Source organism: Caulobacter segnis, assembly GCF_023935105.1.
GTDB lineage: Bacteria > Pseudomonadota > Alphaproteobacteria > Caulobacterales > Caulobacteraceae > Caulobacter > Caulobacter segnis_B.
Window position 1 is genome coordinate 2,646,937 of the sequence record NZ_CP096040.1, and the last position, 26,987, is coordinate 2,673,923.

Sequence of the window (26,987 nt, forward strand, 5' to 3'; positions counted from 1 at the left end):
GGATAGGCGGCGCTTAGCGCGCCGCCTTGAACACCCGGGCCTCGAACACCGCCGCCCACTGGTTGGCGGCCATCTCGAAGCTGATCGTCACCTTGCTCTTTCCCTCCGTGAGGGCCTGGGGCAGGGGGTAGGTCTTGACGTTCAGGGGCGAGGTGCGCTCGCCAGGCAGCGTCTCGTGCGCCACCTCCTGGCCCTCGACTAGGATTCGGAAGTCCTTGTTCCTGGGCGAGCCGTCATAGGTGACCTCCAGGATCAGCGGTCCCGGCGCGGCGGCCATCTGGAAGGTGATCGAGCCCTTGTTCAGGACACGGCTGCGAACCGTCAGGTTGCCGCTGTCCTGGGTGCCGGGGCTGGCCTTCAGGGCATGGTCGGTTTCGGGCTGCTGCTCGCCGAAGCGGAGGATGTCGACGGTGCGGTCGCGGATGTCGGCGCGGGCCTTGGCCTCGGCCACCAGGCGCGGCTCGGCCTGAGTCCACTGGGCCGGGGTCAGGTTCCGGAAGTAGACGGCCGTGCGATTGTGGTGCTGCTCGAAGTAGGGGCGCAGCGTCAGGTCCTGCGGGCGGCTATGGTCGGCGAGGGAGAACCGCTGGGGAGCATCGGCCGGCGTCAGGGCCGCCGTCCCCACCACCACTGGATCGAAGCTGTCCCATGGCTGGTCGGGCGGCCCCAGGTCGGCGGCCAGCACCAGGGGGCCATTCACGAAGGCGACCAGGTCCGGCGCGTCCGGCATGCTCTCGGTGCGCACCGTCATCGGCAGGGTCAGGGCGACCTTGTCGCCAGCGCGCAAGGTCAGGTCGATGTAGCCGTTCTTCACCGTGACGGCGTGGGCGCGGCCGTTGAGCTTCACCGACGGCGCAGCGCACCACCCTGGAACGCGCAGCGAGACGGGTGTCGGCGTCTTGGCCTTGCTCAGGGTCAGGGTGATCTGGTCGCTGTAGGGGAAGTCGGTGTCGATCTCGAGCTTCGCGCCCTTCTCCGACCAGTCCAGGGTCGACGGGTAGTAGAGATTGACGCGGATCCGCTCGCCGTCGCGCCAGAAGATGCTGTCGCCCAGCTTCGAATAGTTCTCCATGCCGCTGCCGACGCAGCACCAGAACGAGTCGGTCGGGGACGAGTGGCCGCGCGCGTAGCCCGAGGCCAGCGGCGAGAAGTAGGTGAACATCCCCGTGTCGGGATCCTGTTGCGACAGGATGTGGTTCAGGTGGGCGCGCTCGTAGAAGTCGAAATAGCGGCTCTCGCCCGACCAGGCATGGAGATGCCGGGTGAGCTTCAGCATGTTGTAGCTGTTGCAGCACTCGCAGGTCTGCTGGCCCAGGCGCGTCGACAGCTGGCGCGGCTTGCCGAAGTGCTCGAACTCGGAATTGCCGCCGATGACGTAGGAGTGGTCGTGGACGACCGTCTCCCAGAAGAACATCGCCGCCTTGGCGGCGCGGGCGTCGCCGCCGGTCTCGTAGAGGCGGGCCTCGCCGATCAGCTTGGGGATCTGGGTGTTGGCGTGTTTTCCGGCCAGGTCATCGCGCCCTTCGGCCAGCGGGCCGACGATATCCTCGTGCTGGACGCGGCGGGCCAGGTCCAGCCAGCGTTGCTGGCCGGTGCGCGCATGCAGTTCGGCGAAGCTCTCGACGATGCCGCCATGTTCGGCGCGCAGCACGGTCTGGACCTGCTGAGCGTCCAGCGCCTCGAACATCCGGCCCAGATAGTCGGCCAGGCCGATGGCGACGGCCAGAGCCTTGGGATCGTCGCACAGGGCGTGGGCGTCGAGCGTCCCGGCCAGGACCTTGTGATAGGTGTAGATCGGCACCCAGCCGCCGTTCAGGCCAAAGCCGGCGGTGTCGATCTTGCCGGCGCGGACCTCCTCGTAGACGACCTTGCCGTCGAGGGTCTTGCCGTCGCGGTCGACCGTCGTGCCGCCGGCGTAGCCGTCGCCGTTCGCGCCCTGGCAGGCGGCGAGTTCCTCGACGATGTACGCGGCGCGCCGCTTGAACTCGGGCTGGCCGGTCTGAGCCCAGGTCAGGGAGACCGCCGACAGGTAGTGGCCCAGGCTGTGACCGGCGATGCCCCGGCTCTCCCAGCCGCCATAGACCTCGCCTTTGGGAGGCAGTCCCGCGCCGGCGCGGAAGTTGTGCAGCAGGCGGTCGGGCTCCAGCGACAGGAGATAGCGCTGGTTGGTCTGCGTCGCGGTCAGGAAGCGCGAGGGCTTCAGCCGCACCTGCGAGAGCGGGAAGGGGGCCAGCCCAGCCTTGCGGGTCGGCTGGGCCAGGGCGGGGAAGCCAGGGCGGCCGCGCCGAGCGCGGCGCCGGACTTGAGGGCAGTGCGGCGCGACGGTCCGGTCATGGGCGGTTCCCTATTCGACGTGCTGGTCGGGCAGGGCGTTCGTCGCCTTCGAGCCCCACAGCGCATAGAACAGCACATAGATCTCGCAAGCCGCCGTCAGCAGGAACGACCACTGCAGGCCGAAGGTGTCGGCCAGCCAGCCCTGGACGATGACCAGCGCGCCGCCGGCGATGGCCATGATCAAGAGGCCCGAGCCTTCCTCGGTCAGCGGACCCAGGCCCTTGATGCCCAGGGTGAAGATGGTCGGGAACATGATCGAGTGGAAGAAGCCGACGGCGATCAGCGACCACATGGCGACCGGACCGTGGGCGAAGGTGGTGATCAGCATCACGACAAAGGCGCCGATCGAGAAGGCGGCCAGCACGTGCTCGGCGGGGAACCGGCGCATCAGCACGCTGCCCAGGAACCGGCCCACCATCATGCCGCCCCACAGGATGGCCAGATAGCGCGAGGCCTCCTCGTGGGTGATGGCGGCGATGGTCGGCTGCGAGACGAAGTTGATGAACAGGTTGGCCACCCCGATCTCGGCGATCAGGTAGATGAAGATCGCCGGCACGCCGAACACCAGGTTGCGGTGCGACCATAGGGACAGCTTCTTGCGCTCCTCGCGCGAGGAGCGCTGGGTAGCCTGGCCGATGGCGGGCAGCTTCACCCGGCCCATGACCAGGGCCAGCAAGACGAGGGCGATGGCCACGATGACATAGGGCAGGATCACCGACTGGGCGTCGGCGTAGCGCTCCGCCTGGGTCAGCACGACATCGGTTCCGGCCGTGCCGCTCTTGGAGCGGCCCAGGATCAGATAGCCGGCGAACAGCGGGGCCAGGGTGGTGCCCAGAGAATTGAAGGCCTGCACCAGGTTCAGGCGGGCCGAGCCGGTCTCGGGCGGGCCGATCACGGCGACATAGGGATTGGCCGCCACCTGCAGCAGGGTGATGCCGCTGGCGATCACGAACAGGGCCGTCAGGACCAGGGGGTAGGAGGTCAGCATAGCGGCGGGGACCATCATGGCCGCCCCGACCGCCATGCCCAGCAGGCCGACCACGATGGCCTTCTGATAGCCGATCCGCTCGATCAGCTTGGCAGACGGGATCGAGGCCACGAAATAGGCGATGAACCACACCGACTCGATCAGGGTGGTGCGGGTGTAGTCGAGCACGAACACGCTGCGCAGGTGCGGCAGCAGCGTGTTGTTGATGACCGTGATGAAGCCCCACATGAAGAACAGGCTGGCCAGCAGGCTCAGGGCCGAGCCGTAGCGCTGTCGCGGGGCGTCGGCGGACGCCGCAGGCGGCGCGCTTTGGGGAAGGGCGGGCATCGTTTCCTCTTTCGTCGGCGCGGACTTTGGCGGCTGGTCGCTGCTCTGAATGTTTTGTCCGAGTATATTGTCGCCGGCAAGCCGTCAACGCGAGAGCCGAACCAGCGCTTCGAGCGCTCGGCGCTGAAAGCGCTACCGGTTATTGTAGGACAAAAATAAGCCTGCTACCAAGCTGGCCGATGATTTCCAGGGAGCGGCGTACAGCTCCCGTCGATAGGGAGAAGAGCATGGGCAAGAGGTTCCTGGGCGCGGCGGTCGCGCTTCTGGCGATGGCGGCGGCGGGTGCGCCCGTGGGCGTCCAGGCCGCTGAATTGGCCGCCACGGCGACGCTGAAGGCCGACCAGCCCGGCGCGCCGATCTCTCGCTACATCTATGGCCAGTTCTCCGAACATCTGGGCGCGGGCATCTATGACGGCGTCTGGGTCGGGACCAATTCGAAGATCCCCAACGTCCGCGGCGTCCGCACCGACGTCGTCACGGCCCTGAAGGAGGCGCACGTGCCGGTGATCCGCTGGCCCGGCGGCTGCTTCGCCGACGAGTATCGCTGGCGCGACGGCATCGGTCCGCGCGACAAGCGCCCCTCGCGCAAGAACAACTGGTGGGGCGGCTCGCCCGAGACCAACGCCTTCGGCACCCATGAATTCATGGACTTCGCCGAGCAGGTCGGCGCCGATCCATACGTCTCGATCAATGTCGGTTCGTCGGATCCGACCGAAATGCGCGAGTGGATCGAGTACATGACCTCGCCGGGCGACGACACCTTGGCCCAGGAACGCCGCGCCAACGGTCGCGACAAGCCGTTCAAGGTGCCGTTCATCGGCATCGGCAACGAGAGCTGGGGCTGCGGCGGCGAGATGACGCCGGAGTACTACGCCAACGAATACCGCCGCTTCTCGGCGTTCTTCCACAAGAACGACGACAATCCGGCCGTGCGCGTGGCGTCCGGCGCCAATGCGTTCAACACCAACTGGACCGATGTGCTGACCAAGAACGCCGGCAAGTTCATGGACGCCATCTCGCTGCACTACTACACGCTGCCGACAGGCAACTGGGACAAGAAGGGCGCGGCCACCGGCTTCGACAAGGCGGCTTGGGGCAAGACCATGGCCCAGACCCTGCGCATGGACGACCTGATCAAGCAGCACGTCGCGGTCATGGACAAGAACGACCCGTCCAAGCGGATCGGTCTCTATGTCGATGAGTGGGGCACCTGGTACGATGTCGAGCCGGGCACCAATCCGGGGCACCTCTATCAGCTGAACACCCTGCGCGACGGTGTCGTGGCGGCGGCCAACTTCAACATCTTCCACCACTATACCGACCGCGTGAAGATGACGAACATCGCCCAGACCATCAACGTTCTGCAGGCGATGATCCTGACCAAGGGCGATCAGATCGTCCTGACCCCGACCTACTACGCCTACAAGATGTACGTGCCGTTCCAGGACTCGACGGCGATCCCGCTGGACGTCACCGCGCCCGAGATCGACGTGGCGGGAACCAAGATCCCAGCCTTCAACGCCTCGGCGGCCAAGGGCAAGGATGGCAAGACCTACATCGCCGTGGCCAACATGTCGCCGGACGATGGCGTGAAGCTTTCCGTGACCCTGGGGACGCTCAAGGCCAAGGCCGTGTCCGGCCAGGTGCTGACCGCCGACAAGATGGACGCGATGAACGCCTTCGGCGCCAAGCCGGCCGTTGCGCCGGTCGCGTTCAAGGGCGCCAAACTCTCGGGCGACAAGCTGACCCTGGACGTTCCGTCCAAGTCGGTGGTCGTCGTCGCGGTCGAATAGAGCTCGCGGGAGCGCCGTCGTCGGCGGCGCTCCCGTCATTTCATATTTGACGATCTAATTCATATATGATGTCCATGCCTTCACGTGCTCCGTCAGAGAGCCGCCGGAGGAAACATCCATGTCCCAAGGCTCGAGCCAGCGTACGGGCTGGGCGCCACTGGTGCTCATCGTCGCCCTGTTCTTTCTCTGGGGCGTCGCCAACAACCTCAACGACGTCCTCATTCCCCACTTGAAGAAGGCCTTCTTCCTGACCGACCTGCGGTCGGGCCTGGTGCAGTCGGCGTTCTATCTGGGCTACTTCTTCCTGGCCTTGCCCGCGGGGCTGCTGATGCGCCGCTACGGCTACAAGGCCGCGGTGATCGTGGGGCTGGTGCTGTTCGCCGTCGGGGCGCTCCTGTTCTGGCCGGCGGCCGAGCTGCGCCGTTATGAATTCTTCCTGTCCGCGCTGTTCGTCATCGCCTCGGGCCTGGCGTTCCTGGAGACCTCGGCCAATCCGCTGATCACCGTGCTGGGCGACCCGGCCAAGGCCGAGCAGCGGCTGAACCTGGCCCAGGCCTTCAACCCGCTGGGCTCGATCACCGCCGTGGTGGTCGGCCGCCAGTTCATCCTGTCGGGCGTCGAGCCGACCAAGGCGCAGTTCGCCGCCATGACGCCGGCTCAACTGTCGGCCTTCCAGGCGGCCGAGGCTAAGTCGACCCAGCTGCCGTACCTGATCATCGCCGCCGTGGTGCTGCTGTGGGTGGTGCTGGTGGCGATCACCAAGTTCCCACCGCAGGTCGGCCGTCCCACCGAGGCGGATCAGCACGAGGAGCGCGTGGACAAGCCGATCCTTGGCCTGTTCGCGCGCCCGCGCTTCCTGTTCGGTGTCGCCGCCCAGTTCTTTTATGTCGGCGCCCAGGTCGGGGTGTGGAGCTACATGATCCGCTACGCCCAGGATCAGGTTCCTGGCATGGGCGAGAAGACCGCCGCGGCGTACCTGTCGTGGTCGCTGGTCGGCTTCATGGTGGGACGCTTCGCCGGTACGGCGCTGATGAGCCGCGTCGATCCTTCGCGCCTGATGGCCCTGTTCGCCGTCGCCAATGTCGGCCTGACCCTGGTCGCGGTGGCGGTTGGCGGACACCTGGGCCTGCTGGCCCTGGCCGCGACCAGCTTCTTCATGTCGATCATGTTCCCGACCATCTTCGCCAGCTCGATCAAGGGCCTGGGCCCGCTGACCAAGACCGGCTCGTCGTTCCTGGTCATGAGCATCATCGGCGGGGCCATCCTGACGGTGGTGATGGGGGCGGTGTCCGACGCCAGCGCCATTCGCTTCGCCATCCTGGTGCCGTGCGCCTGCTTCGCGGTGGTCGGCCTGTTCGGCCTGACCGCCAAGCGTCGCGAGGTCACCGCCCACGACGCGGTCCTGGCCGGAGGACACTAGAATGATGGACGTGCTGGTCTGCGCCGCGCCCGGCGACTTGCGAATAGAGCGCCGGTCCGCGCCGACGCCGGGCCCCGGCGAGGTGCTGCTGCGCGTGCGTCGGGTCGGCATCTGCGGCACCGACATGCACATCTATCGCGGGACCCAGCCTTATCTCAGCTATCCGCGCGTGATGGGCCACGAACTGTCGGGCGAGGTGGTGTCGGCGCCGGACGGCGGCGGCCTGCAGGCGGGCGACCATGTCTACGTCATGCCCTATTTGTCGTGCGGGACGTGCCCGGCCTGCGCCAAGGGCAAGCCGAACTGCTGCATGAACATCCGTGTGCTGGGCGTCCATATCGACGGCGGGCTCTGCGAATACCTCGCCGTGCCGGCCGGCTTCGTGCGCAAGGTCGAGGGTGTCGGCCTGGACGAGGCGGCCATGATCGAGTTCCTGGCCATCGGCGCCCACGCCGTCCGCCGCGCCCGGATCCAGCCCGGGCAGTCGGTGCTGGTGGTCGGGGCAGGGCCGATCGGCATCGCCGCGGTCCTGTTCGCCAAGCTGGCGGGCGCCGAGGTGACCGTGGTGGACGGCCGCGCCGACCGGCTGGCCTTCGCGCGCGAGCACCTGGGCGCCGACCGGATCGTCACGCTCTCCGACGAGACGCCGCGCGCCCTGTCCGAGATGACCGACGGCGTCTTCTTCGACGTGGTGTTCGACGCCACGGGCAGCGCGGCGGCCATGCAGCAGGGCTTCGCCTATGTCGCCCACGGCGGAAGCTATGTGCTGATCTCGGTGGTATCGGCCGACATCACCTTCTCGGATCCCGAGTTCCACAAGCGCGAGATGTCGCTGCTGGCGAGCCGCAACGCCACGATCGAGGACTTCGACCACGTGCTGGCGGCGATCAAGGCGGGACGGGTGCCGACGGCGGCGCTCAACACCCACAAGGCGGCGCTGAAGGACCTGTCGGAAGTCCTGCCAGGCTGGATGGAGCCATCGGCCGGCGTCATCAAGGCCATCGTGTCGTGCTGATCGACGCCCACTGCCATGTCTGGCGGATCGGCGAGAACGACCACGAATGGCCGACGCCCGACCTGGCGGCGATTCATCGAAACTTCGACCTGAACGATCTGGCCCGAGCGGCGGGCGGACCGGGACTTTCCGGCGCGGTTCTCGTGCAGTCGCAGCCCAGCGCGCGCGACACCGAATGGCTGTTGACGATGGCCGCCGGCCAGCCGCTGGTGCTGGGCGTGGTCGGGTGGATCGACTTGACCGCGCCCGATGCGCCCGCCCGGATCGCGGCCCTGGCCGAGAATCCGCTGCTGAAGGGTCTGCGGCCGATGCTGCAGGACCTGGCCGACGACTGGATCCTCGATCCGACCTTGGAGCCTGCCCTCGCGGCGATGGTCGACGCGGATCTGTCGTTCGACGCCCTGGTCAAGCCGCGTCATCTTCCGGCGATCCTCGAGCTGGTCAGCCGATGGCCGCTGCTGCGGGTGGTGATCGATCACGGCGCCAAGCCCGATATCGCCGCCGGAGCCCTGGATCCCTGGCGTGACCAGATGGCGGCGCTGGCCGCCCGGCCTGGCGTGTATTGCAAGCTTTCAGGTCTGCTGACCGAGGCCGGCGACACGCCCACCGTCGAGGCGATCGCGCCGTTCGCCGCGCACCTGATCGAAATCTTCGGACCCGATCGCCTGATGTGGGGCAGCGACTGGCCGGTCTTGAACCTGGCAAGCGACTACGGCGCCTGGCGGGCGATGTGCGCGGCCTGGGTCCGGCCGGAGCGCCAAGCGGCGCTATTCGGCGAGACGGCGCGCCGATTCTATCGCTTATAGAAGGTATGTCCGACGTGTCCGCCAAGAAGCGAGAATACCGCGCGCCCGCCCTGGAAAAGGGCCTCGACGTGCTGGAATTGCTGGCCGCCCATCGCGGCGGTCTGACCCTTGCCCAGATCTCCAACGCGCTCGACCGTTCGTCCAGCGAGCTGTTCCGCATGGTCCAGGTGCTGGAGGCGCGGGGCTATGTCGGCCGCGCCGCCGACGAGGACGGTCTGATCCTGACCAACAAGCTGTTCGCCCTGGGCATGACGCGCGCTCCGGCCAAGGACCTGCTGGACGCGGCCCTGCCGGTCATGCGCGCCGTCGCCCAGAAGATCGGGCAGTCCTGCCATCTGGCCATGGCCAGCGGCGACCAGATGGTCGTCGTCGCCCGTATCGAGGCGCCGGGCGACCAGGGCTTTTCGGTGCGCGTCGGCTATCGCCGCAAGATCGTCGAGGCGACCTCCGGTCTGGTGCTCTACGCCTTCCAGCCGGAAGGCGTCCGTCAGCGTTGGGGCGAGGCGCTGAAGCCCGGGATCGCGGCGGCCGCCTGGAAGACCTTCGAGGCCAGCGCCGCCCACGCCCGCGAGGACGGCTTCGTGCGCGCGGCCAGCTACGTGACCAAGGCCGTGACCGACTTGTCGGTGCCGATCTACGGCCCCGAGGGCGTCGCGGCGGCCCTGACCTGCCCGTATGTCGACATGCCCACCGCCATTTCGATGGAGGAGACGGTCGCCGGCTTGAAGCAGGCCGCGGCCGAGATCACCGGCGAGATCCGACCGACCGCCTAGGCCCGGCGCGGAGTGGCGGTCGATTGACTTGCCGTGGCCGGAATGGGATTTTATCAGCAACATCGATTTTATAAATGAACGGGATGGAAGCGGGAATGGCAGGCGGCGAAGAGCGCTCGGAGACCTTGGCGCGCTTGCCGCGTCTGGGGTTCGGCGGCGCGGCCGTCGGCAACCTCTACGCCCCGTTGTCGGACGCCGCCGCGCGCGGCGTGATCGAGGCCGCCCTAGTTGCCGGGATCGGCTATTTCGACACCGCGCCGCACTACGGCTTCGGACTCAGTGAGACCCGTTTGGGCGAAGCGCTGGCCGGGCGGGACGCGATGGTCTCGACCAAGGTTGGCCGCCGCCTGGAGCCGGTCGCGACGTCCGCGCGCGAGCGCCATGGCTTCGTCGACGCCGCGCCGTTCGAGCCGGTCTTCGACTACACACGCGACGGCGTCATGCGGTCGTTCGAGGACAGCCTTCGCCGCTTGCGGCGCGATCGGGTCGACGTTCTGCTGGCCCACGATCTGGGGCAGGCGACCCACGGCGAGGCTCATGTCCGTCACATGCGCGATTTCCTGGAGGGCGGCTACCGCGCCATGCGCGAGCTCCGGGACGCTGGGGTGGTCGGCGCCATCGGCCTGGGGGTCAACGAGCAGGCGGTCTGCGAGGAGATCCTGGACCACGCCGACGTGGACGTCTTCCTGCTGGCCGGCCGCTACACGCTGCTGGAGCAGACCGCTTTGGAAAGCTTCCTGCCGCGTTGCGCCGCGCGGAACGTGGGGATCGTCATCGGCGGTCCGTTCAACTCCGGCGCCCTGGTCGAGACCGGCGGGACGCTGCACTACAACTACGAGGCCGCGCCGACGGCGATCGTCGAGCGGGTGGCGCGCCTGCGCCGGGTCTGCGCCGCTCACGACGTGCCGCTGGCCGCGGCGGCCCTGCGATTTCCGCTGGCGCATCCAGCGGTGCTGAGCGTCATTCCCGGCATGGCGACGCTGGATCAGGTCGCCGATGCAATGCGCTGGTTAAGCTTGGCTATTCCGGATGCATTGTGGTCGGATCTCAAGAGCGAGGGTCTGGTCCGCGCCGACGCGCCCGTTCCCGTCACGCGAGCCGCCGCATGAAGCCGATCCTGCTGCATCCCGACGATAACGTCCTGGTGCTGGCCGCGCCCATCCGCGCCGGCCAGGCGATCGAGATCGACGGCCGGGTTCTGCTCGCGCCCGGCGACGTTGCGGTCGGCCACAAGATCGCTCGCCATCCGCTGGTCATCGGCGAAAAGGTGCTGAAGTACGGCGCGCCGATCGGCTCGATGACCGCCGCCGCCGAGGCTGGCGCGCACGTCCACATGCACAATATGAAGAGCGACTACATCGCCAGCCACACCCGGTTGGCGACGGGCGAGGATCAGGCGGGATGAGCATCCAAGGCTTCCAGCGCGCCGACGGTCGCAAGGGCATCCGCAACGTCGTGGCCGTGGCCTATCTGGTGGAGTGCGCCCACCATGTGGCCCGAACCATCGTGACCCGCAGCGACGATCCGGACGTTCACCTGATCGGCTTTCCGGGTTGTTATCCAAATGCTTACGCCCTGAAGGTCATGCAGGCGATCGGGACGCATCCCAACATCGGCGGGGTGCTGCTGATCTCGCTGGGCTGCGAGAGCTTCAACCGCGAGGCCCTGCGTGCGGCGATCGCCGCCAGCGGTCGGCCGGTCGAGACCCTGATCATTCAGGAAAGCGGCGGCACCGCCGAGACGATCCGCAAGGGCGTCGAGGCCGTGGCCCGCCTCAAGGCGATCGCCGACCAGACGCCGCGCGTGCCGATGGACGTCTCCGAGCTGGTCATCGGCACCATCTGCGGCGGCTCGGACGGAACCTCGGGCATCACCGCCAATCCTGCCGTCGGTCGGGCCTTCGACCGCCTGGGCGCGGCCGGGGCGGCTTGCGTTTTCGAGGAGACAGGCGAACTGGTCGGCTGCGAGAAGATCATGGCCGACCGCGCCATCACGCCCGAGCTGGGCGCGGCGCTGGAAGCCAGCGTCCGCAAGGCCGAGGCCTACTATACCGTCATGGGCTACGGCAGCTTCGCGCCCGGCAACGCCGAGGGCGGGCTGACGACCCAGGAAGAAAAGTCGATGGGGGCCTATTCCAAGTCCGGCTCGGCCCCGATCGTCGGCATCCTCAAGCCCGGCGACCTGCCGCCGTCGGGCGGGCTCTACCTGCTGGACGTGGTGCCCGACGGCGAGGTGCGGTTTGGCTTTCCCAACATCTCGGACAACGCCGAGATCGTCGAGCTGATCGCCTGCGGGGCGCACCTGACCCTGTTCACTACTGGGCGGGGCTCGGTGGTCGGCTCGGCCGTCTCGCCGGTGATCAAGGTCTGCGCCAATCCCGAGACCTACCGTAAGCTGTCGGGCGACATGGATGTCGACGCCGGCCGGATCATGGAGGGGCGGGGCACGCTGGATGAGGTCGGCGACGAGATCTTCGACCTGGTCCTCGCCGTCGCCGGTGGCCAGCGGACAGTGTCCGAGGCCCTGGGCCATCAGGAATTCATCCTCACCTACAAGGCCTTCGACCCGATCGGTCCGGCCTGCCTGCCGCTGCGGCGCGCGAGTTAAGGGGCGTATCCATGGGTAGACTGTCGGGCAAGACCGCGCTGGTGACGGCGGCGGCGCAGGGCATCGGCAAGGCCAGCGCGGAGCTGTTCGCTCGCGAAGGCGCGCGGGTCATCGCGACCGACCTCAACGAAGACCTGCTGGCCAAGGTCGAGGGCTGCGAGCCGCGCCGCCTGGACGTGCTGGACCTCGACGCCATCAACACCCTGGCCGCCGAGCTGGGCGCGATCGACGTGTTGTTCAACTGCGCCGGCCATGTCCACGCCGGCACGATCCTGGACTGTGACGAGAAGGCCTGGGCGTTCTCGAACGACATCAACGTCACGGCCCAGTACCGCACGATCCGCGCCTTCCTGCCGGCCATGCTGGAGGCGGGGCGGGGCTCGATCGTCAATATGGCCTCGGTGGCCAGCTCGATCAAAGGCGTGCCCAACCGTTTCGCCTATGGCGCCACCAAGGCGGCGGTGATCGGCCTGACCAAGGCCGTGGCAGCCGACTTCGTGGGGCAGGGGATCCGCTGCAACGCCATCTGTCCTGGCACGGTCGACACCCCGTCGCTAAACCAGCGCCTGGCCGACACTGGCGACTACGAGGCCGCCCACAAGGCTTTCACCGCCCGACAGCCGATGGGCCGCCTGGGCAAGCCCGAGGAACTGGCCCAACTGGCCCTCTACCTGGCCAGCGACGAGTCGGCCTTCACGACCGGCCAGATCCACATCATCGACGGCGGCTGGATCAACTGACATGCGCCATTGCCTGGCCCTGGACCTCGCTGACGACCCGGCGCTGATCGCGCGCTACGAGGCCTGGCACGCGCCGGGCGCCGTGCCGGCGGCGGTGATCGCCTCGATCCGCGCCGCCGACATCCGCGACATGCAGATCTGGCGGATCGGCAGCCGCCTGTTCATGATCATGGAGACCGGCCCGGCCTTTTCGTCCGAGGCCAAGGCCGCCGCCGACATGGCGTCCGAGGACGTCCAGGCCTGGGAGCGGCTGATGTGGGAGTTCCAGCGGCCGTTGCCTGGCGCGGCGATAGGGGAAAAGTGGCTGCCGATGCAGCGGATCTTCGCCCTTGATGAGCAGCCCTAGAGATACCGGTAGCGCAGACCCAGCCGGAATTCCCGCCCGGTGCGGTGCTGATAGTTGGGAATCTCGCTGCGATCGATGAACTGGCGCTGCACGGAGTCGGTCAGGTTGATGGCGTCGGCCGTCAGGGTCAGCCCCGGCAACAGGCGATAGCGCACAGAGATGTCCGCCGTGGTCCTGCCCCCGACGCCTTCCGCGTCGCCGCCGCTTTGAGCGGGAACGGACGCCAGGTAGCTGTCGCTGTGACTGACGGCGGCGCGTGCGTCGAGGCGACGGCCGTCATAGACCAGCGCCAGATTGCCGACCAGGCGCGGTCCGCCCAGGGCGTCCTCGATCGCCTCGATGTCGCCGCTGGGCATCCGATAACGAATTTCCGAGCGCGTATAGGCCACGGAGCCCTGCAGTCGCCACGGCCCTAGGGGCGAACCGGGCGCGCCCAGCGGCGTGACCGCCGAGATTTCCAGACCGCTCAGCCTGCCCTTGCCGGTATTGGCCGGGCGGACGAACTGCCAGATGGGCAGGGCCGGATCGCAGCCGGCCGCGCCGCCGCAGGCCAGGCTTGCGGCGCTGTCGGGCAGACCATAGGGATTGGCCGAGAAGGGCGCCGGCTGGGTGATCGTCATCTGAACCACCGACTGAATCGACTTGTGATAGGCCGCGACGGTGATCGCCCCGCCGTTCGGCGCGAACCATTCGACGGCGAGGTCGAGATTGGTCGCGCGGGTTGGGGTGAGGGTGGGATCCCCCGCGGAAACCGTCTTCAGGCTGGTCGTTGAAATGGTGAAGCCCGGCCGCAGGCTGCGCAGGTCCGGACGCACCATGACGCGGGCCGCGCCGAGGCGGACGGTCAGGTCGTCGGCGGGCTCCCAGACCAGGTTCGCCGACGGCAGGACGTCGCTATAGCTGCGCCGGGCGCGGACGGGTCTTAGCGCGCCATCGGCCTGGACTTGCGAGCCCGTCGCGTTCTGCGCCGTGCGCGCCAGGCGAAGCCCGGCGTCGCCCCAAAGTCGGCGTCCCGTCCGGCGCGGGCGAGAGACCAGAACATAGGCCGCGTCGTCCCGCTCGCTGATCGCGTAGTTGGTCGCGGCGACCGGTTCCGGTCCCAGGCGAAAGGCGCCGCAGCTGGTCAGGGCGCAGGCCTGCCGCAGAAGGCCAAGGCCGCGAGGGACGTCGGGCGTCAGCCAGCCGGCGGGCGGATCGACGGCGCCGAACGACGCGCCCGCGCCGACCATTCGCGCGTAGTCGGCGACCGGTATCGCGGCCAGCGCCGACGGCAGCACATTGTTCAGATTGGCGATCGTGCCATTCGAGCGCGACAGGGTGACCGCCTCGGTGCGGTAGTCCTTGTGCAGCACGCCGGCGCGCCACTCGACGCCGCCCGTGTCGCCCTTCAGGTCTAGACCGGCCGTCTTGTAGCTGTTGTCGACCCAGTTCGGATCGTCGCGGAACTCCGACAGCGTCCAGGCGGAAGACCGGTCCAGGACCGCGTCGCCGTAGCCGACGAAGGGATGGGCGCGGTCGCGGAAGTCGTAGGCGAAGCCGTTCACGCCGTACTGGTTCAGGTGCAAGGTGTTCTGAACCGGGTTGCTGAAGTCCGAGCGCGAGAAGCCCAGTAGGGCGGTGGCCTCGATATCGCCCGGAAGCCTTCGCGTGGCCGACAGGGTCGCCTGGCGGAAGATGGTGTCGAGCTCGTCGTAGCGGGCCTCGGACTTGACGTCGACGCCGTCGAACGTGCCGGCGATCAACACGTCCGGGCCACCGCCCGCGCGGAGCACGGGATTGATCGCGGTCACGCCGTTCAGCCCGCAGGCCGGCGACGCGTCGGGTCCACAAGCGCCGGCGGTGCGGAAGGTGAAGCTCTCCAGCAGGTACTCGTTCCGCCTGGATTTCAGCGTGGCGTACAGCAGGTCCAACGCCACGCGGGTCCCGTCTGCCGGGCGCCATTCCAGCGCCGCGGTCAGGCCCAGGCGCGACTGTTCGGCGGTCATCAATTCCAGGCGCGGGATGCGGGCGTGCAGGGCGGCGTTGATCTTGGCCAGGTCCGCGCCGCCGGTGGTCGCGCCGAAGCCGGGATAGAGCGCATCGCCCGTCTGCCAGCCACCGGCCGTGCTGCCCGCGTCGACGGCGTAGCGACGCGACCAGGCCGCCGAGACCAGGACGCCCCACCGGTCGTCCGCGAGGCGCCGTGACAGCACGATCGAGCCGCGCGGCGCCAGGCGGTCGGCGCGGCTGTTCCAGGTCTGCTCGCCGTACAGCAGGACGCTCTTGTCGCGCAGGTCGAACGGCGAGCGGGTGCTGATATCGATCGTCGCGCCCAGCGAGCCTTCGTCGATGTCGGCGGTCGCGGTCTTCTGCAGGCGGATCTGTCGGAAGAGGTCGGCGGCGAAGACGTTGTAGTCGAAGGCCCGGCCCCGGTTGGTGCCGCCGCCGGCGTTGGCGCCGCCGAACGTCGCCAGGGTCTCCATGCCGTTGATGCGCACGCGGGTGAAGCGGCTGGCGACGCCCCGGATGGCGATCTGGCGCGTCTCGCCGCCGTCGCTGATCGCAGCCGCGCCCGGCAGTTCGCGCAGGGCGTCGCCCAGGCTGAGCGCGCCGGAGCGGGCGATCTCGTCCTCGGTCAGGATGTCGATGGGTGAGGGCGTCCGACGTTTCAGAAGGGCTGGCTGAGCCGCCAGGGCGGCGGCGGTCACCTTGACGGGGTCCACCTCGGCCGGGATCTCGTCGGTCCGGCGCGGCGTCGGCGAAGATGAGGGGCGCGCCTTCGACGCCGGGCGCAGGTTCGACGGCGCAGGCGCGATGGTGACCACGCCGTCCGCGCCGATCACGAAGGTCAGGCGCGCGCCGGCCAGCAGCGTCCCCAGCGCGGCCGGCAGCGACATCGTTCCTCGCAACGCCGGGGCCTGGCGTCCGGCCATCAGCGGGGCGGGCGCCAGCACGACCGCACCGGTTCGCTCCGACAGGGCCAGCAGCGCGCCGGCCAAGGGTTGGGCCGGCTGATCGAAGGTGAAGGTCACCGGGCGCCGGGCCGCCAGGGCCGGCGCGCTCGCCAGCGCTAGGACCAGCGCAGTGGCCGACAGCGGAGCGGGCCTCATCGCGCCCCGATCAAGGACACGCCAGGATTTTCGGGCGATCCAGATGTTTTTCGTGCGGATCGACGGGCTGAAAGCGTTGTTATGGCCAAGCTCCTCCAGCGCGGCGAAAATCCAGGAATTTCCGAAAGTTACCGGTAACTTTCCGCTTTTATCGGCCCTCGGGCCATGCTTATCTCAAATGACACCGGTAACAGCAATCCGGTGAACGACGGTCCGAAGGGGCCGCGCAAAAATGGGGAGTGTCACGATGTTCACGCCGTCGAACCGCACCGCCTGGAGCGCATCCGGCGAGCCGATCGCCGTCGATGCTCCGGCCCACGTCTTTCCGAACATTTCGCCGCTCTAGGCGCCGGACCGTCTCCCCCGAGACGCCAACTGGGCGGCGCCGGTCCTTTCACCGCGTCGCCCATCCTTCCTTGGAGTAGCCCATGCGTTTGAAGGCCCTGGCCCTGGCGACGACCCTTGTGCTGACGCCGCTGGTGGCGCACGCCCAGACGGCGAGCCTGGCGGAGGAACCCGCGCCGGCCAGGTTCAAGGCGATCAAGATCGTGCTGGTCGGCGATTCCACCACCGCCGTGCTTGGCGGCTGGGGGCCTAGCTTCTGCGGCTGGCACGTGACCTCTTTCGCGGCCTGCATCAACCTGGCGCGCGGCGGTCGCTCCAGCGGCAACTACCGGGCCGAGGGCTCGTGGGCTCTGGCCGTGGACGAGATCAGGTCCGGCGGCTTCACCGACACCTATGTGCTGATCCAGTTCGGCCATAACGACCAGCCGGGCAAGCCAGGCCGTTCGACCGATCTCGCCACCGAGTTTCCGGCCAATATGAAGCGCTATGTCGACGAGGTGCGGGCCGCTGGCGGCAAGCCGATCCTGGTCACCCCCCTGACGCGCCGGCAGTTCAAGGACGGCAAGCTGATCGATGATCTGGGCCCTTGGGCCGACGCCGTCCGCAAGATCGCCGCCCAGACCAATACCCCGCTGGTCGACCTGCACGCCCGCAGCCAGGCCGCGGTCCAGGCCATGGGGCCGGTCGAGGCCATGAAGTTCGCCCAGCGCCCGCCGTCGGCCGAGGTGATCGAGGCCGCCGCCAAGACCGGCACGACCATCGCCGCCAGCACGGGCGTCCCGGCCGCGCCGGGCGCCCCGCAGAACAACGCCGCCGTCGAGCCGATGGGCCAGGCCAGGTTGTCGTTCGACTACACGCATCTGGGCGTCGTCGGCGCGGACTATTTCTCGGCCATCGTCACCGACGAACTGTCAAAGTCCGTTCCGGCCCTGCGCCGCTACCTGATCCGTTGAACTAGGTTCCGCCATGACCCTGACCCGCCGGTCGACACTCGCCGTCCTGGGGGCCGCCTCGGCCCTGACCGCCGCACCCGCGCGCGCCCAGGCCAAGGCTTCGCCGTTGCGCCTCTGGTATCGCCAGCCCGCCAAGGAGTGGGTCGAGGCCCTGCCGGTCGGCTCGGGCAAGCTGGGAGCGATGATCTTCGGCGGCGTCGCGGTCGAGCGGCTGCAGCTGAACGAAGACACCCTGTGGGCGGGCGGCCCTTACGAGCCGATCAATCCGGAGGCCAAGACGGCCTTGCCGGAGATCCGCCGCCTGATCGACGCGGGCGAATACGCCAAGGCCACCGAGCTGGCCGACGCCAAGTTCATGGGCGTTCCCAAGCGTCAGATGTCATACCAGACGATCGGTGACCTGAAGCTGGATTTCCCGGGCCTGGCCGAAGCCGGCGCCGACTATGTCCGCGACCTCGACATCGACGGCGCGATCGCCACGACCCGCTTCACGGCCGGCGGCGTGCGCTACCTTCGCGAAGTGATCGGCAGCGCGCCGGACGGCGTCATCGCCGTGCGGCTGACAGCCAGCAGGAAGAGCGCGATCAGCGTCGACCTGTCGTTCGCCAGTCCCCTGAAGTCCAAGCCGGTCTCCACGGTCGAGGGCGCGCAGCTGGTCCTGACCGGGGTCAACGAACCCTCGCAGGGCGTCGACGCCAAGCTGAGGTTCGAGTGCCGCGTCGATGTGCGCGCCAAGGGCGGCAAGGTCACGGGGCAGGGGGGCGTGCTGTCGGTGAAAGGCGCCGACGAGGTGGTGCTGCTGATCGCGGCGGCGACCAGCTACCGCCACTATGACGACGTCTCGGGTGATCCGACGGCGCTCAATAAGGCGACCCTGGCCAAGCTGGCCGGCAAGCCGTGGACAAGGATGCTGGCGGACCATCAGGCCGATCATCGGGCCTTGTTCCGCCGTGTCGGAGTCGATTTCGGCCGCACCCGCGCCGACCTGTCGCCAACCGACGAGCGGATCAAGCAATCGCCGACCACCGACGACCCGTCGCTGTCGGCGCTGTACTACCAGTACGGCCGCTATCTTTTGATCGCCTGTTCGCGTCCGGGCAGCCAGCCGGCAAACCTGCAGGGGATCTGGAACGACAAGACGTTCGCGCCCTGGGGCGGCAAGTACACGATCAATATCAACACCGAGATGAACTACTGGCCGGCCGAGCCGACCAGCTTGCCGGAACTGGTCGAACCGCTGATCGCCCTGGTTCAGGACATCTCGGAGACCGGCGCGCGGATGGCCAAGGCCATGTACGGCGCGCGCGGCTGGGTTACCCACCACAACACCGACCTGTGGCGGGCTACCGCTCCGATCGACGGCGCCAAGTTCGGGGTCTGGCCGACGGGCGGCGCCTGGCTTTGCAAGCACGTCTGGGACCACTACGACTACAACCGCGACCAAGTCTATTTGGCGCGTGTCTATCCGCTGATGAAGGGCTCGGCGCGGTTCTTCCTCGACACCCTGGTGGTCGATCCGAAGTTCGGGGTGCTGGTCACCAACCCGTCGATTTCGCCGGAGAATGACCACGGCCACGGCTCCTCCATCGTCGCTGGCCCGACCATGGACCAAGCCATCGTCCGCGACCTGTTCGACAACTGCCTGAAGGCCGAAGCCATTCTGGGCGCCGACCAGGCCTTCGTCGCCGAGCTGAAGGCGGCGCGTGACAAGCTGGCCCCGTACAAGATCGGCAAGAACGGCCAGCTGCAGGAATGGCAGGAGGACTGGGACGCCGACGCCCAGGACATCCACCACCGTCACGTCTCGCACCTCTACGGCCTGTTCCCCTCGGACCAGATCTCGATCGACACCACGCCCAAGTTGGCGGCGGCGGCCAAGCAGACCCTGGTGACGCGTGGAGACCTCTCGACCGGCTGGGCCATCGCCTGGCGCCTGAACCTGTGGTCGCGGTTGGGCGAGGGCGATCACGCCCACGGCATCCTGAAGCTGTTGCTGGGCCCCGAGCGGACCTATCCGAACATGTTCGACGCCCACCCGCCGTTCCAGATCGACGGCAATTTCGGCGGGACCTCGGGCATGACCGAGATGGTCCTGCAGAGCCGCAACGACCGCATCCACCTGCTGCCGGCCCTGCCGTCGGCCTGGCCGACCGGCCATATCACCGGCCTGCGGGCGCGTGGCGCGGTCGGCGTCGACGTTCGCTGGGCGGGTGGCAAGCTGACCGAAGCGGTGCTGACCGCCAATGCCGACGGTAAGCACACCGTGGTCCATGCCGGCTCGACGTTGCAGCTCGACCTCAAGACGGGCCAGAGCGCGCGTCTGACGTTGCGAAACGGCGCCTTGGTGAAAGCCTGATGATCGGCAAGCGCCTCTTCCTGGCCGTGCTGCTGTCCACGGTCCTGGCGGATGTCGCCGGGGCCGAGACCCTGCGGGTCGGCCCGAAAGCGACCTACAGGACCCTGACCGCCGCCGTGGAGGCGCTGCCGGACGACGGCGGGACGATCGAGCTGGCGCCCGGCGAGTACCGGGAGAAGGTGACGATCGCCAAGCCGAACGTCCGTCTCATCGGCAAGGGCGCGAAGCCCCAGGATGTGGTCATCGTCTGGAGCGATGGCGCGCGCACGGCCGGGGGCACCTTCAAGTCGTTCACGATGAACGTTTCGGGCGACGGCTTCCGGGCCAAGAACCTGACGATCCAGAACGACTACCACCTGAAGGACCCGAACCCGTCCCAGGCCGTGGCCCTGGCCATCACCGCCGATCGCGCCGTCTTGGAGAGGGTGCGGCTGCTGGGCGCCCAGGACACGCTGTACGCCGCCTCCAAGAAGGACAAGCCCAGCCGGCAGTACTTCAAGGACTGCTATGTCGAGGGCCATGTCGACTTCATCTTCGGCGACGCCAAGGCCTTCTTCGACCGCTGCCACATCCACGGAATCGCCCACCCGACGGTGATGATCACCGCCCAGAGCAAGGTGCGGCCCGATCAGGATAGCGCCTACGTCTTCGATCGCTGCCTGATCACAGCCGACAAGGACGCCAAGGAGATCTGGTTCGGGCGAGCCTGGCGGCCGCTGGCGACGGTGGTCTTCATGCGCTCGCGCATCGAGGCGCCGCTGGAGAAGGCCGGCTGGCGTGAATGGACGCCGGGCAAGACCGAGACCCTGAGCACCGCGACCTTCGCCGAATACGCCTCGACCGGTCCGGGGGCGAGCCCGACGACCCGCGAGCCGCGCAGCAAGCAGCTGACCGCCGACCAGGCCAGGGCCTGGGACCGCAAGACCTTCCTGGCCGGCCCCGACGGCTGGGTTCCCTAGAGTAGAGCATCCCATGCGTATCGATCGCCGCGGTTTCCTGACCACCAGCCTGGGCGCCGCCGCCGTCACGGGCCTGGCGCCAGCCGTGTGCGTGGCGGCCGAACCCTCGCTCGCCATCCCCGACGACGGCTGGTCGTTGTGGATCGACCGGGACGCGGCCTGGAAGGACGACGTCATCCACCTGCCGGGGACGTTCGAGCTGGCCAAGCTGCCGGTGAACCCACCGACCGGCGGCTGGGACGCGCTGGCGTCGGGCGAGGCGATCAAGGTCACGCTGCCGACCACGGTCGAGCAGCACTTCTGGGGCGCGTTCGGCACACGGCCCTATGGCGCGGACGAATACCGCTATGCCGAAGACGACGACGTGCCGCGCTACGGCGCCTACAAGGGCGTGTCGTGGTGGAGCCGGACCATCGACATCCCGGCCTCGGCCAAGGGCCAGCGCGTGATGCTGAACATCCGCGGCGCGCGCATGCGGGCCGAGGTGTTCCTGAACGAGCGGCTGGTCGGCTATTCGATCATGTCGGAGCTGCCGATCGTCTGCGATCTCAGCGACGCCATGAAGCCTGGCGAGGCCAACCGCCTGTCGATCCGCATCACCAATCCCGGCGGCCGCTTCGACTGGCGCGACTCCACGACCATGATGTGGGGCAAGCTGAAGTTCTTTGCCTCGCACGGCTTCGGGGGGCTGGATCGCGGCGTCACCCTCAGCGTCCATCCGCGCGCGGCGCGGATCGACGACGCCTGGGTGCTGAACACGCCCAATCCGCGCCAGATCACCGGCTTCATGGAGGTCGTGCTCGACAAGCCGCCAACCAAGGCCAGCCTGGACAAGCTGAAGGCCAAGGCCACCGTCGAGTTGGTCGACGACGCTGGCGCGCCGGTCGTGGCCGCCGTCGCGGTCGAGGCCGTCGAGGTGGTCGATCCGCAGCGACTGCGCGTGCGCTTCATGGTGTCGGCGCCGAGCGCCAGGATCTGGGACCTGAAGACGCCCGTCCTACACCGCCTGCGCTTTCGCTGGACGCAGGCCAAGGGCGCGGTCGACACACGCGAGGTCCGCTTCGGCTTCCGTTGGTTCGGCGTCGACGGCGTCGGCACGGACGCGCTGCTGCGGCTGAATGGCCGCCGGGTGCGGCTCTATTCGGCGATCTCGTGGGGCTATTGGGGCTTCAACGGCCTGTGGCCAACGCCGGAACTGGCCAAGCGCGAGGTCACCTCGGCCCACACCCTGGGTCTGAACGCGCTGCACTTCCACCGCAACGTCGGCAAGCCCGAGGTGTTCGACGCGATGGATGAGATGGGCCTGCTGCGGGTCATGGAGCCCGGCGGCGGCCGTCACGCCATCGGCCACGACCTCAAGCCCGGCGAAAAGCTCTCCGAAGCCGACGCGTTCAGCCGCGCCTTCCTGGTCGAGAAGTGCAAGACCATGGTCCGCGCGTTCCGCTCGCGGCCGTCGCTAGTGCAGTACACCCTGCAGAACGAGATCGGCGCGAACCTGGCCAATCCCGATGTCCAGGCGGTGCTGAAGGCCATGCACGATCTGGACCCCAGCCGCGCGGTCATCCTGAACGATGGCTTCGTCAAGCGCGGCGCGGCCCAGGCCATGTACCTGCCGTACGACGACCACTACTACCGCTCGGACGTTGAGGCATGGGGCGGCTGGTGGGTCGAGCACCAGGGCGCGGGCGACCAGTGGTACGACAAGTTCTACCGGTCCAAGGACGACTACATCCACATGCAGAAGGGCAAGCCCTTCATCGTCGAGTTCGGAGAGATGCAAGGGTGCGCCACGGCCGACAACCACGAGGCCATGGTCGTCGAGATCCTGGCCAAGGGCGGCAAGAGCTACGACCTGCAAGACCACAAGGACATCGTCGCGGCGACCAACAGCTATATCGAACGCTGGGGTTTCAAGACGGTCTTCCCGACCAGCGAGGCATTGTTCCTGTCGGTAGGTCGCAAGGTCTACGAGTCCTGGCGCAACTATCTGGAGAACATCCGCCTGGGCGAGACCGTCGATGTCGCGGCGATCTCGGGTTGGGAGAGCACCTCGATCGAGAACCACTCGGGCGTCGTCGACGTGCTGCGCGGTTTCAAGGCCGATCCGACCCTGATGAGCCAAGCCCTGCGGTCGGTCATGGCGATCGCCAAGCCGCGAGCCCTGGCCTATGCCGCCGGCGACACCGCCGAGCTGGACATCTGGGTCTTCAACGACAGCGGCGAGGCCGTGACCGGTGAGGTCGTGCTGAGCCTGGTGGACGAGGGCGGCGCGACGCGGGAGCTGGGTCGCTGGCCGGCGCCGACCCAGACGCCGGACCAGCTGAGCTATCTACTGGCCGAGAGCTTCCGCACGCCGGCCCTGACCCGCGCGGGGCTGAACATCCTGCGCGTGACGTTCGGCGACGTGGTCTCCGACCGCGAGATCTGGGTGACGGCGCCGGCGGCCAAACCCGCCAAGCCGATCAAGCTGGGTGTCTCGGGCGTCGCCAAGAGCCTGCGCGAGCAACTGGCCGCGCTGCCAAACGTGGTGGTCGAGGATTTCAAGCCGAACGGCCGCTACGCCGGCATCGTCGCCTCGGGTTTGAAGACCGACGAGATCATCCACCGCCAGGTCGGCGAGCAAACCGGCCTCGAGGCTCAGCCCAAGAAGGGCGAGAAGCCCGTCGTCGTCCTGGGCGAGCTGCCGCCCGAGGTACTGGCCGCCGTCAAGGCCGGGACGCCGCTGCTGGCCATGGTCCAGGAAGACGGTCTTGCCGATGGCGTCGCCAAGCAGCTGTCGGGACTGGGGCTGTTCGACTACGCCGGCCAGGTCGGCGGCCTGCGGGCGCCGTGGATGGGCAACTGGAACTATGTCCGCAGCCACGCGACCTTTGCCGGGCTGCCGTCAGATATGGCGATGAGCGTGCTGCATCAGGTGGAGGGGCAACCCTCCAACGGTCTCGTTATCGAGGGCGATGGGATCGAGGTCATCGCCGCCTACAGCCGCGACCACGACCGCAGGAACGGCGCGGCCAGTTTCACGGTGCGCAAGGACAAGGCGCGGGTCCTGGTCCATCGCCTGCCGGACATGGTCCGGCCGCTGCAGCAGCGATGGCTGGCCAACGCGATCAGCTGGCTGGCGACCGGCGCTTGAGAAACAAGAAAAGAGGGAGGGCTACCATGATCACCCGTCGCGACACCCTACTGGCCGCCGCCCTGGCGGCGACGCCCGGCCTGGTCATGGCCGCGCCTCGCAAGGCGCCGTTCGAGCGCCTGGGCTGGGCCAGTAAGACGCCCGGCGGCGACGGCGGCCAGGTGATCCGGGTCAAGACCCTGGCCGGCGGTGGTCCGGGCTCGCTGCGCGAAGCCATCGCCGCCAAGGGGCCGCGCACGATCGTCTTCGACGTCGGCGGGGTCATCGACCTGGCCCGTCACAGCCTCAAGGTCACCGAGCCCTTCCTGACCATCGCCGGCGAGACCGCGCCGTCGCCGGGGATCACCCTGATTAAGGGCAGCCTGGCCATCGAGAGCCACGACGTCATCGTCCGCCACATTCGGGTGCGCGCCGGCCGCGACGGCGAGCCCAGCAAGAGCGGCTGGGAGGTCGACGGCATCACCTGCTGGAAGGCCCACGACGTCATCGTCGACCACTGCTCGACCAGTTGGGCCACCGACGAGAACCTGTCGGCCTCGGGCCCGCGCTTCAGCGGTGGCGAAGATCCGACCGGCTGGCGCGACGGCACTTCGCACCGGATCACCTTCAGCAACAACATCGTCGCCGAAGGTCTGTCGAACGCCAGCCACGTGAAGGGCGAGCACTCCAAGGGCAGCCTGATCCACGACAACGCCTACGAGGTGCTGATCGCCCGCAACCTCTACGCCCACAACCGCGAGCGCAACCAGCTGTTCAAGGGCGGGGTCGAGGCGGTGAGCGTCAATAATCTGATCTACGACCCGGGCACGCGCTGCATGCACTACGCCCTGAACGCCAGCGAATGGGTCGGCCACCAATGGCGCGTCGGCCAACTGGCCATCGCTGGTAACGTGGTGAAAGGGGGCGCCTCGACGCGGCCGGACCTGCCGTTCCTGATCGTCGAGGGGCAGGGGGACCTGGAGCTCTACGCCTCCGACAATCCGGCCCGTTATGCCGACGGGACCGAGATGTCGCCGGTGCGGATCCTCAACACCGACCCGTTCCCCGAGATGTCGCCGGTGCGGATCCTCAACACCGACCCGTTCCCCAAGATCAAGCTCCTGACCAAGCCGCCATTCTGGCCGGAAGGGCTGAAGCTGATGCCGTCCAGCCAGGTCGAGGCCTATGTTCTGGCCAACGCAGGCGCTCGCCCGTGGGATCGCGACGCGACCGACCGCCGGATCATCCGTGAGTACAAAGCCGGGACCGGGCGCGTGATCGACGACGAGCAGGAGGTGGGCGGCTACCCGAAGGCGTAAGCGGCGAGTAGCGCGCGGGGCGGCTTTTCGGTTAAGACCCGCGACATGCTGCGTATTTCGGAACTGAAGCTGCCGCTCGGCCACCCGCCGGAGGCCATGGCGCCCGCCATTGTCGAGCGTCTCGGGATCGCACCCGAGGACCTGCTGAGCCACGTCGTGGCGCGCCGCGCCCACGACGCGCGCCGCAAGTCGGCGATCCTGATGGTCTATTCGGTCGACGTGACCTTGCGCGACGAGGCCGCCGTGCTGGCGCGCTTCGAGGGCGACCACCATGTCCGCGTCACGCCCGACACGGCGTACCGGTTCGTGGCCAAGGCCCCGGAGGGCTTCGACGGACCGCGTCCCGTCGTTATCGGCGCCGGTCCCTGCGGCCTGTTCGCCGGCCTGATCCTGGCCCAGATGGGTCTGAAGCCGATCATTGTCGACCGCGGCAAGGTCGTGCGCGAGCGGACCAAGGACACCTGGGGGCTGTGGCGCAAGAGCGAGCTGAACCCGGAATCCAACGTCCAGTTCGGCGAGGGCGGGGCGGGGACCTTCTCGGACGGCAAGCTCTACAGCCAGATCAAGGATCCGCGTTTCCTGGGGCGCAAGGTGCTGGAGGAGTTCGTCGCCGCTGGCGCGCCGGAAGAGATCCTGACCGAGGCTCATCCGCACATCGGCACCTTCCGCCTGGTGCACATGGTCGAGCAGATGCGGGCGCTGATCGAGAGCCTGGGCGGCGAGTATCGCTGGCAGAACAAGGTCGAGGACTTCGACATCGAGGTCGGCGCCGACGGCGCGCGGCGGCTGAAGGGCCTGCGCATCGCCGGCGGCGACGACCTGCCGGCGACCCACGTGGTCATGGCCCTAGGCCACAGCGCCCGCGACACCTTCCAGGTGTTGTACGATCGTGGCGTCCACATCGAGGCCAAGCCGTTCTCGATCGGCGTACGGATCGAGCATCCGCAGTCATGGATGGACAAGGCCCGCTTCGGCGACTGCGCCGGTCACCCGGACCTGGGCGCGGCCGACTACAGCCTGTCGCACCACTGCAAGAACGGCCGCACGGTCTACAGCTTCTGCATGTGCCCAGGCGGCACGGTGGTGGCGGCGACGTCCGAGCCGGGGCGCGTCGTCACCAACGGCATGAGCCAGTATTCGCGCAACGAACGGAACGCCAATTCCGGCTTCGTGGTCGGCATCGATCCCGAGCGCGACTATCCGGGCCATCCGCTGGCGGGGATCGAGTTCCAGCGCAAGTGGGAGAGCCTGGCCTATGTGGCGGGCGGCTCAAGCTACAAGGCGCCGGGCCAGAAGGTCGGCGACTTCATGGCCGGCCAGCCGTCGAGCGAATTTGGCGAGGTGCTGCCGTCCTACAAGCCGGGTGTGACCCTGACGGACTTGTCGGCCTGCCTGCCGGACTTCGTGATCGAGGCGATGCGTGAGGCGCTGCCGGTGTTCGGCCGCCAGATCGCCGGCTACGACCACCCCGACGTGATCCTGACGGGCGTCGAGACCCGGACGTCCTCGCCGATCCGCATCACGCGCGGCAAGGACTTCCAGAGCTTGAACACCGCCGGCCTGTTTCCGGCCGGCGAAGGCGCGGGCTATGCCGGCGGCATCCTTTCGGCGGCCGTCGACGGCATCAAGGTCGCCGAGGCGGTCGCGCTGGCCTATGTGGCCGAGGGACTGATCCCCGCGACGGCCGCACGGCCGTCGCGGGCCG

General features: G+C 68.2%; 19 protein-coding genes and 1 pseudogene. 16 read left to right on the top strand and 4 right to left on the bottom strand.

Annotated elements, in window-relative coordinates:
- Nucleotides 1–13 precede the first annotated feature (13 nt).
- From MZV50_RS12575 to MZV50_RS12585, 3 genes are read right to left on the bottom strand one after another with little or no spacing between them, the layout of a single operon-like run.
- Nucleotides 14–2,209, bottom strand: coding sequence for a glycoside hydrolase family 127 protein (locus MZV50_RS12575; RefSeq protein ID WP_252634996.1), 2,196 nt, complete (start codon nucleotides 2,207–2,209; stop codon nucleotides 14–16).
- Entirely contained in the window at nucleotides 2,200–2,412 is a 213-nt protein-coding gene (locus tag MZV50_RS26585; RefSeq protein WP_354668938.1) for a twin-arginine translocation signal domain-containing protein, read from the bottom strand. Before MZV50_RS26585 ends, MZV50_RS12575 begins: the two co-directional genes overlap by 10 nt.
- Nucleotides 2,345–3,649, bottom strand: a complete 1,305-nt coding sequence (locus MZV50_RS12585; RefSeq protein WP_252634998.1) for a sugar MFS transporter — start codon at nucleotides 3,647–3,649, stop codon at nucleotides 2,345–2,347. The genes MZV50_RS26585 and MZV50_RS12585 overlap by 68 nt, the downstream gene beginning before the upstream one ends.
- A gap of 227 nt (nucleotides 3,650–3,876) precedes the next feature.
- Between MZV50_RS12585 and MZV50_RS12590 the strand changes: the two genes are divergently transcribed.
- The 10 genes from MZV50_RS12590 (at nucleotide 3,877) to MZV50_RS12635 (ending at nucleotide 13,149) form a co-directional block, all read left to right on the top strand.
- Complete coding sequence (locus MZV50_RS12590; protein ID WP_252634999.1) at nucleotides 3,877–5,442, top strand: alpha-N-arabinofuranosidase; 1,566 nt, start codon at nucleotides 3,877–3,879, stop codon at nucleotides 5,440–5,442.
- Nucleotides 5,443–5,560: 118 nt separating this feature from the next.
- Nucleotides 5,561–6,862 (top strand): L-fucose:H+ symporter permease, encoded by a 1,302-nt coding sequence (gene fucP / locus MZV50_RS12595; protein WP_252635000.1) that lies wholly within the window; start codon nucleotides 5,561–5,563, stop codon nucleotides 6,860–6,862.
- Between the two features lies 1 nt (nucleotide 6,863).
- Nucleotides 6,864–7,877: a zinc-binding alcohol dehydrogenase family protein gene (locus tag MZV50_RS12600; RefSeq protein WP_252635001.1), complete on the top strand. Its 1,014-nt coding sequence runs from the start codon at nucleotides 6,864–6,866 to the stop codon at nucleotides 7,875–7,877.
- Nucleotides 7,871–8,683, top strand: coding sequence for an amidohydrolase family protein (locus MZV50_RS12605; RefSeq protein ID WP_252635002.1), 813 nt, complete (start codon nucleotides 7,871–7,873; stop codon nucleotides 8,681–8,683). Before MZV50_RS12600 ends, MZV50_RS12605 begins: the two co-directional genes overlap by 7 nt.
- 5 nt (nucleotides 8,684–8,688) lie before the next feature.
- A complete protein-coding gene (locus MZV50_RS12610) occupies nucleotides 8,689–9,456 on the top strand; it encodes an IclR family transcriptional regulator (RefSeq protein ID WP_252635003.1) in 768 nt (255 codons plus the stop codon).
- Between the two features lie 95 nt (nucleotides 9,457–9,551).
- Nucleotides 9,552–10,565: an aldo/keto reductase gene (locus tag MZV50_RS12615; RefSeq protein ID WP_252635004.1), complete on the top strand. Its 1,014-nt coding sequence runs from the start codon at nucleotides 9,552–9,554 to the stop codon at nucleotides 10,563–10,565.
- Nucleotides 10,562–10,861 carry a UxaA family hydrolase gene (locus tag MZV50_RS12620; RefSeq protein ID WP_252635005.1) on the top strand — a complete coding sequence of 100 codons (300 nt, stop codon included), beginning with the start codon at nucleotides 10,562–10,564 and terminating at the stop codon, nucleotides 10,859–10,861. The genes MZV50_RS12615 and MZV50_RS12620 overlap by 4 nt, the downstream gene beginning before the upstream one ends.
- On the top strand, nucleotides 10,858–12,063 hold the full coding sequence (locus tag MZV50_RS12625) for a UxaA family hydrolase (RefSeq protein WP_252635006.1): 1,206 nt from the start codon (nucleotides 10,858–10,860) through the stop codon (nucleotides 12,061–12,063). Before MZV50_RS12620 ends, MZV50_RS12625 begins: the two co-directional genes overlap by 4 nt.
- 11 nt (nucleotides 12,064–12,074) lie before the next feature.
- Nucleotides 12,075–12,803, top strand: coding sequence for an SDR family oxidoreductase (locus MZV50_RS12630; protein WP_252635007.1), 729 nt, complete (start codon nucleotides 12,075–12,077; stop codon nucleotides 12,801–12,803).
- A 1-nt stretch (nucleotide 12,804) separates the two neighbouring features.
- Nucleotides 12,805–13,149 carry an L-rhamnose mutarotase gene (locus tag MZV50_RS12635; protein ID WP_252635008.1) on the top strand — a complete coding sequence of 115 codons (345 nt, stop codon included), beginning with the start codon at nucleotides 12,805–12,807 and terminating at the stop codon, nucleotides 13,147–13,149.
- On the opposite strand, the gene MZV50_RS12640 is transcribed toward MZV50_RS12635, so the two are convergent.
- Entirely contained in the window at nucleotides 13,146–16,238 is a 3,093-nt protein-coding gene (locus MZV50_RS12640; RefSeq protein ID WP_252635009.1) for a TonB-dependent receptor, read from the bottom strand. The two genes, MZV50_RS12635 and MZV50_RS12640, sit on opposite strands and share 4 nt — an antisense overlap.
- A gap of 428 nt (nucleotides 16,239–16,666) precedes the next feature.
- On the opposite strand from MZV50_RS12640, the gene MZV50_RS12645 reads away from it, so the two are divergent.
- From MZV50_RS12645 to MZV50_RS12670, 6 genes and pseudogenes are all read left to right on the top strand, one after another.
- Complete coding sequence (locus tag MZV50_RS12645; protein ID WP_252635010.1) at nucleotides 16,667–17,536, top strand: rhamnogalacturonan acetylesterase; 870 nt, start codon at nucleotides 16,667–16,669, stop codon at nucleotides 17,534–17,536.
- Between the two features lie 13 nt (nucleotides 17,537–17,549).
- On the top strand, nucleotides 17,550–19,892 hold the full coding sequence (locus MZV50_RS12650) for a glycoside hydrolase family 95 protein (protein ID WP_252635011.1): 2,343 nt from the start codon (nucleotides 17,550–17,552) through the stop codon (nucleotides 19,890–19,892).
- Nucleotides 19,892–20,851, top strand: a complete 960-nt coding sequence (locus MZV50_RS12655) for a pectinesterase family protein (protein ID WP_252635012.1) — start codon at nucleotides 19,892–19,894, stop codon at nucleotides 20,849–20,851. The genes MZV50_RS12650 and MZV50_RS12655 overlap by 1 nt, the downstream gene beginning before the upstream one ends.
- A 13-nt stretch (nucleotides 20,852–20,864) precedes the next feature.
- Entirely contained in the window at nucleotides 20,865–23,984 is a 3,120-nt protein-coding gene (locus MZV50_RS12660; RefSeq protein ID WP_252635013.1) for a sugar-binding domain-containing protein, read from the top strand.
- 26 nt (nucleotides 23,985–24,010) lie between these two features.
- Nucleotides 24,011–25,282, top strand: a complete 1,272-nt coding sequence (locus MZV50_RS12665; RefSeq protein ID WP_252635014.1) for a pectate lyase family protein — start codon at nucleotides 24,011–24,013, stop codon at nucleotides 25,280–25,282.
- 45 nt (nucleotides 25,283–25,327) lie between these two features.
- Nucleotides 25,328–26,962: pseudogene (locus MZV50_RS12670) on the top strand (NAD(P)/FAD-dependent oxidoreductase); the annotation flags it as partial.
- Nucleotides 26,963–26,987 lie beyond the last annotated feature (25 nt).

Bases quoted from the DNA above. Each gene is read 5' to 3' on its own strand.
- MZV50_RS26585 (WP_354668938.1), bottom strand. From the start codon at position 2,412: ATGTGCTGTTCTATGCGCTGTGGGGCTCGAAGGCGACGAACGCCCTGC.
- MZV50_RS12585 (WP_252634998.1), bottom strand. From the start codon at position 3,649: ATGCCCGCCCTTCCCCAAAGCGCGCCGCCTGCGGCGTCCGCCGACGCC.
- MZV50_RS12590 (WP_252634999.1), top strand. From the start codon at position 3,877: ATGGGCAAGAGGTTCCTGGGCGCGGCGGTCGCGCTTCTGGCGATGGCG.
- fucP (WP_252635000.1), top strand. From the start codon at position 5,561: ATGTCCCAAGGCTCGAGCCAGCGTACGGGCTGGGCGCCACTGGTGCTC.
- MZV50_RS12600 (WP_252635001.1), top strand. From the start codon at position 6,864: ATGATGGACGTGCTGGTCTGCGCCGCGCCCGGCGACTTGCGAATAGAG.
- MZV50_RS12610 (WP_252635003.1), top strand. From the start codon at position 8,689: ATGTCCGACGTGTCCGCCAAGAAGCGAGAATACCGCGCGCCCGCCCTG.
- MZV50_RS12615 (WP_252635004.1), top strand. From the start codon at position 9,552: ATGGCAGGCGGCGAAGAGCGCTCGGAGACCTTGGCGCGCTTGCCGCGT.
- MZV50_RS12620 (WP_252635005.1), top strand. From the start codon at position 10,562: ATGAAGCCGATCCTGCTGCATCCCGACGATAACGTCCTGGTGCTGGCC.
- MZV50_RS12625 (WP_252635006.1), top strand. From the start codon at position 10,858: ATGAGCATCCAAGGCTTCCAGCGCGCCGACGGTCGCAAGGGCATCCGC.
- MZV50_RS12630 (WP_252635007.1), top strand. From the start codon at position 12,075: ATGGGTAGACTGTCGGGCAAGACCGCGCTGGTGACGGCGGCGGCGCAG.
- MZV50_RS12635 (WP_252635008.1), top strand. From the start codon at position 12,805: ATGCGCCATTGCCTGGCCCTGGACCTCGCTGACGACCCGGCGCTGATC.
- MZV50_RS12640 (WP_252635009.1), bottom strand. From the start codon at position 16,238: ATGAGGCCCGCTCCGCTGTCGGCCACTGCGCTGGTCCTAGCGCTGGCG.
- MZV50_RS12645 (WP_252635010.1), top strand. From the start codon at position 16,667: ATGCGTTTGAAGGCCCTGGCCCTGGCGACGACCCTTGTGCTGACGCCG.
- MZV50_RS12650 (WP_252635011.1), top strand. From the start codon at position 17,550: ATGACCCTGACCCGCCGGTCGACACTCGCCGTCCTGGGGGCCGCCTCG.
- MZV50_RS12655 (WP_252635012.1), top strand. From the start codon at position 19,892: ATGATCGGCAAGCGCCTCTTCCTGGCCGTGCTGCTGTCCACGGTCCTG.
- MZV50_RS12660 (WP_252635013.1), top strand. From the start codon at position 20,865: ATGCGTATCGATCGCCGCGGTTTCCTGACCACCAGCCTGGGCGCCGCC.
- MZV50_RS12665 (WP_252635014.1), top strand. From the start codon at position 24,011: ATGATCACCCGTCGCGACACCCTACTGGCCGCCGCCCTGGCGGCGACG.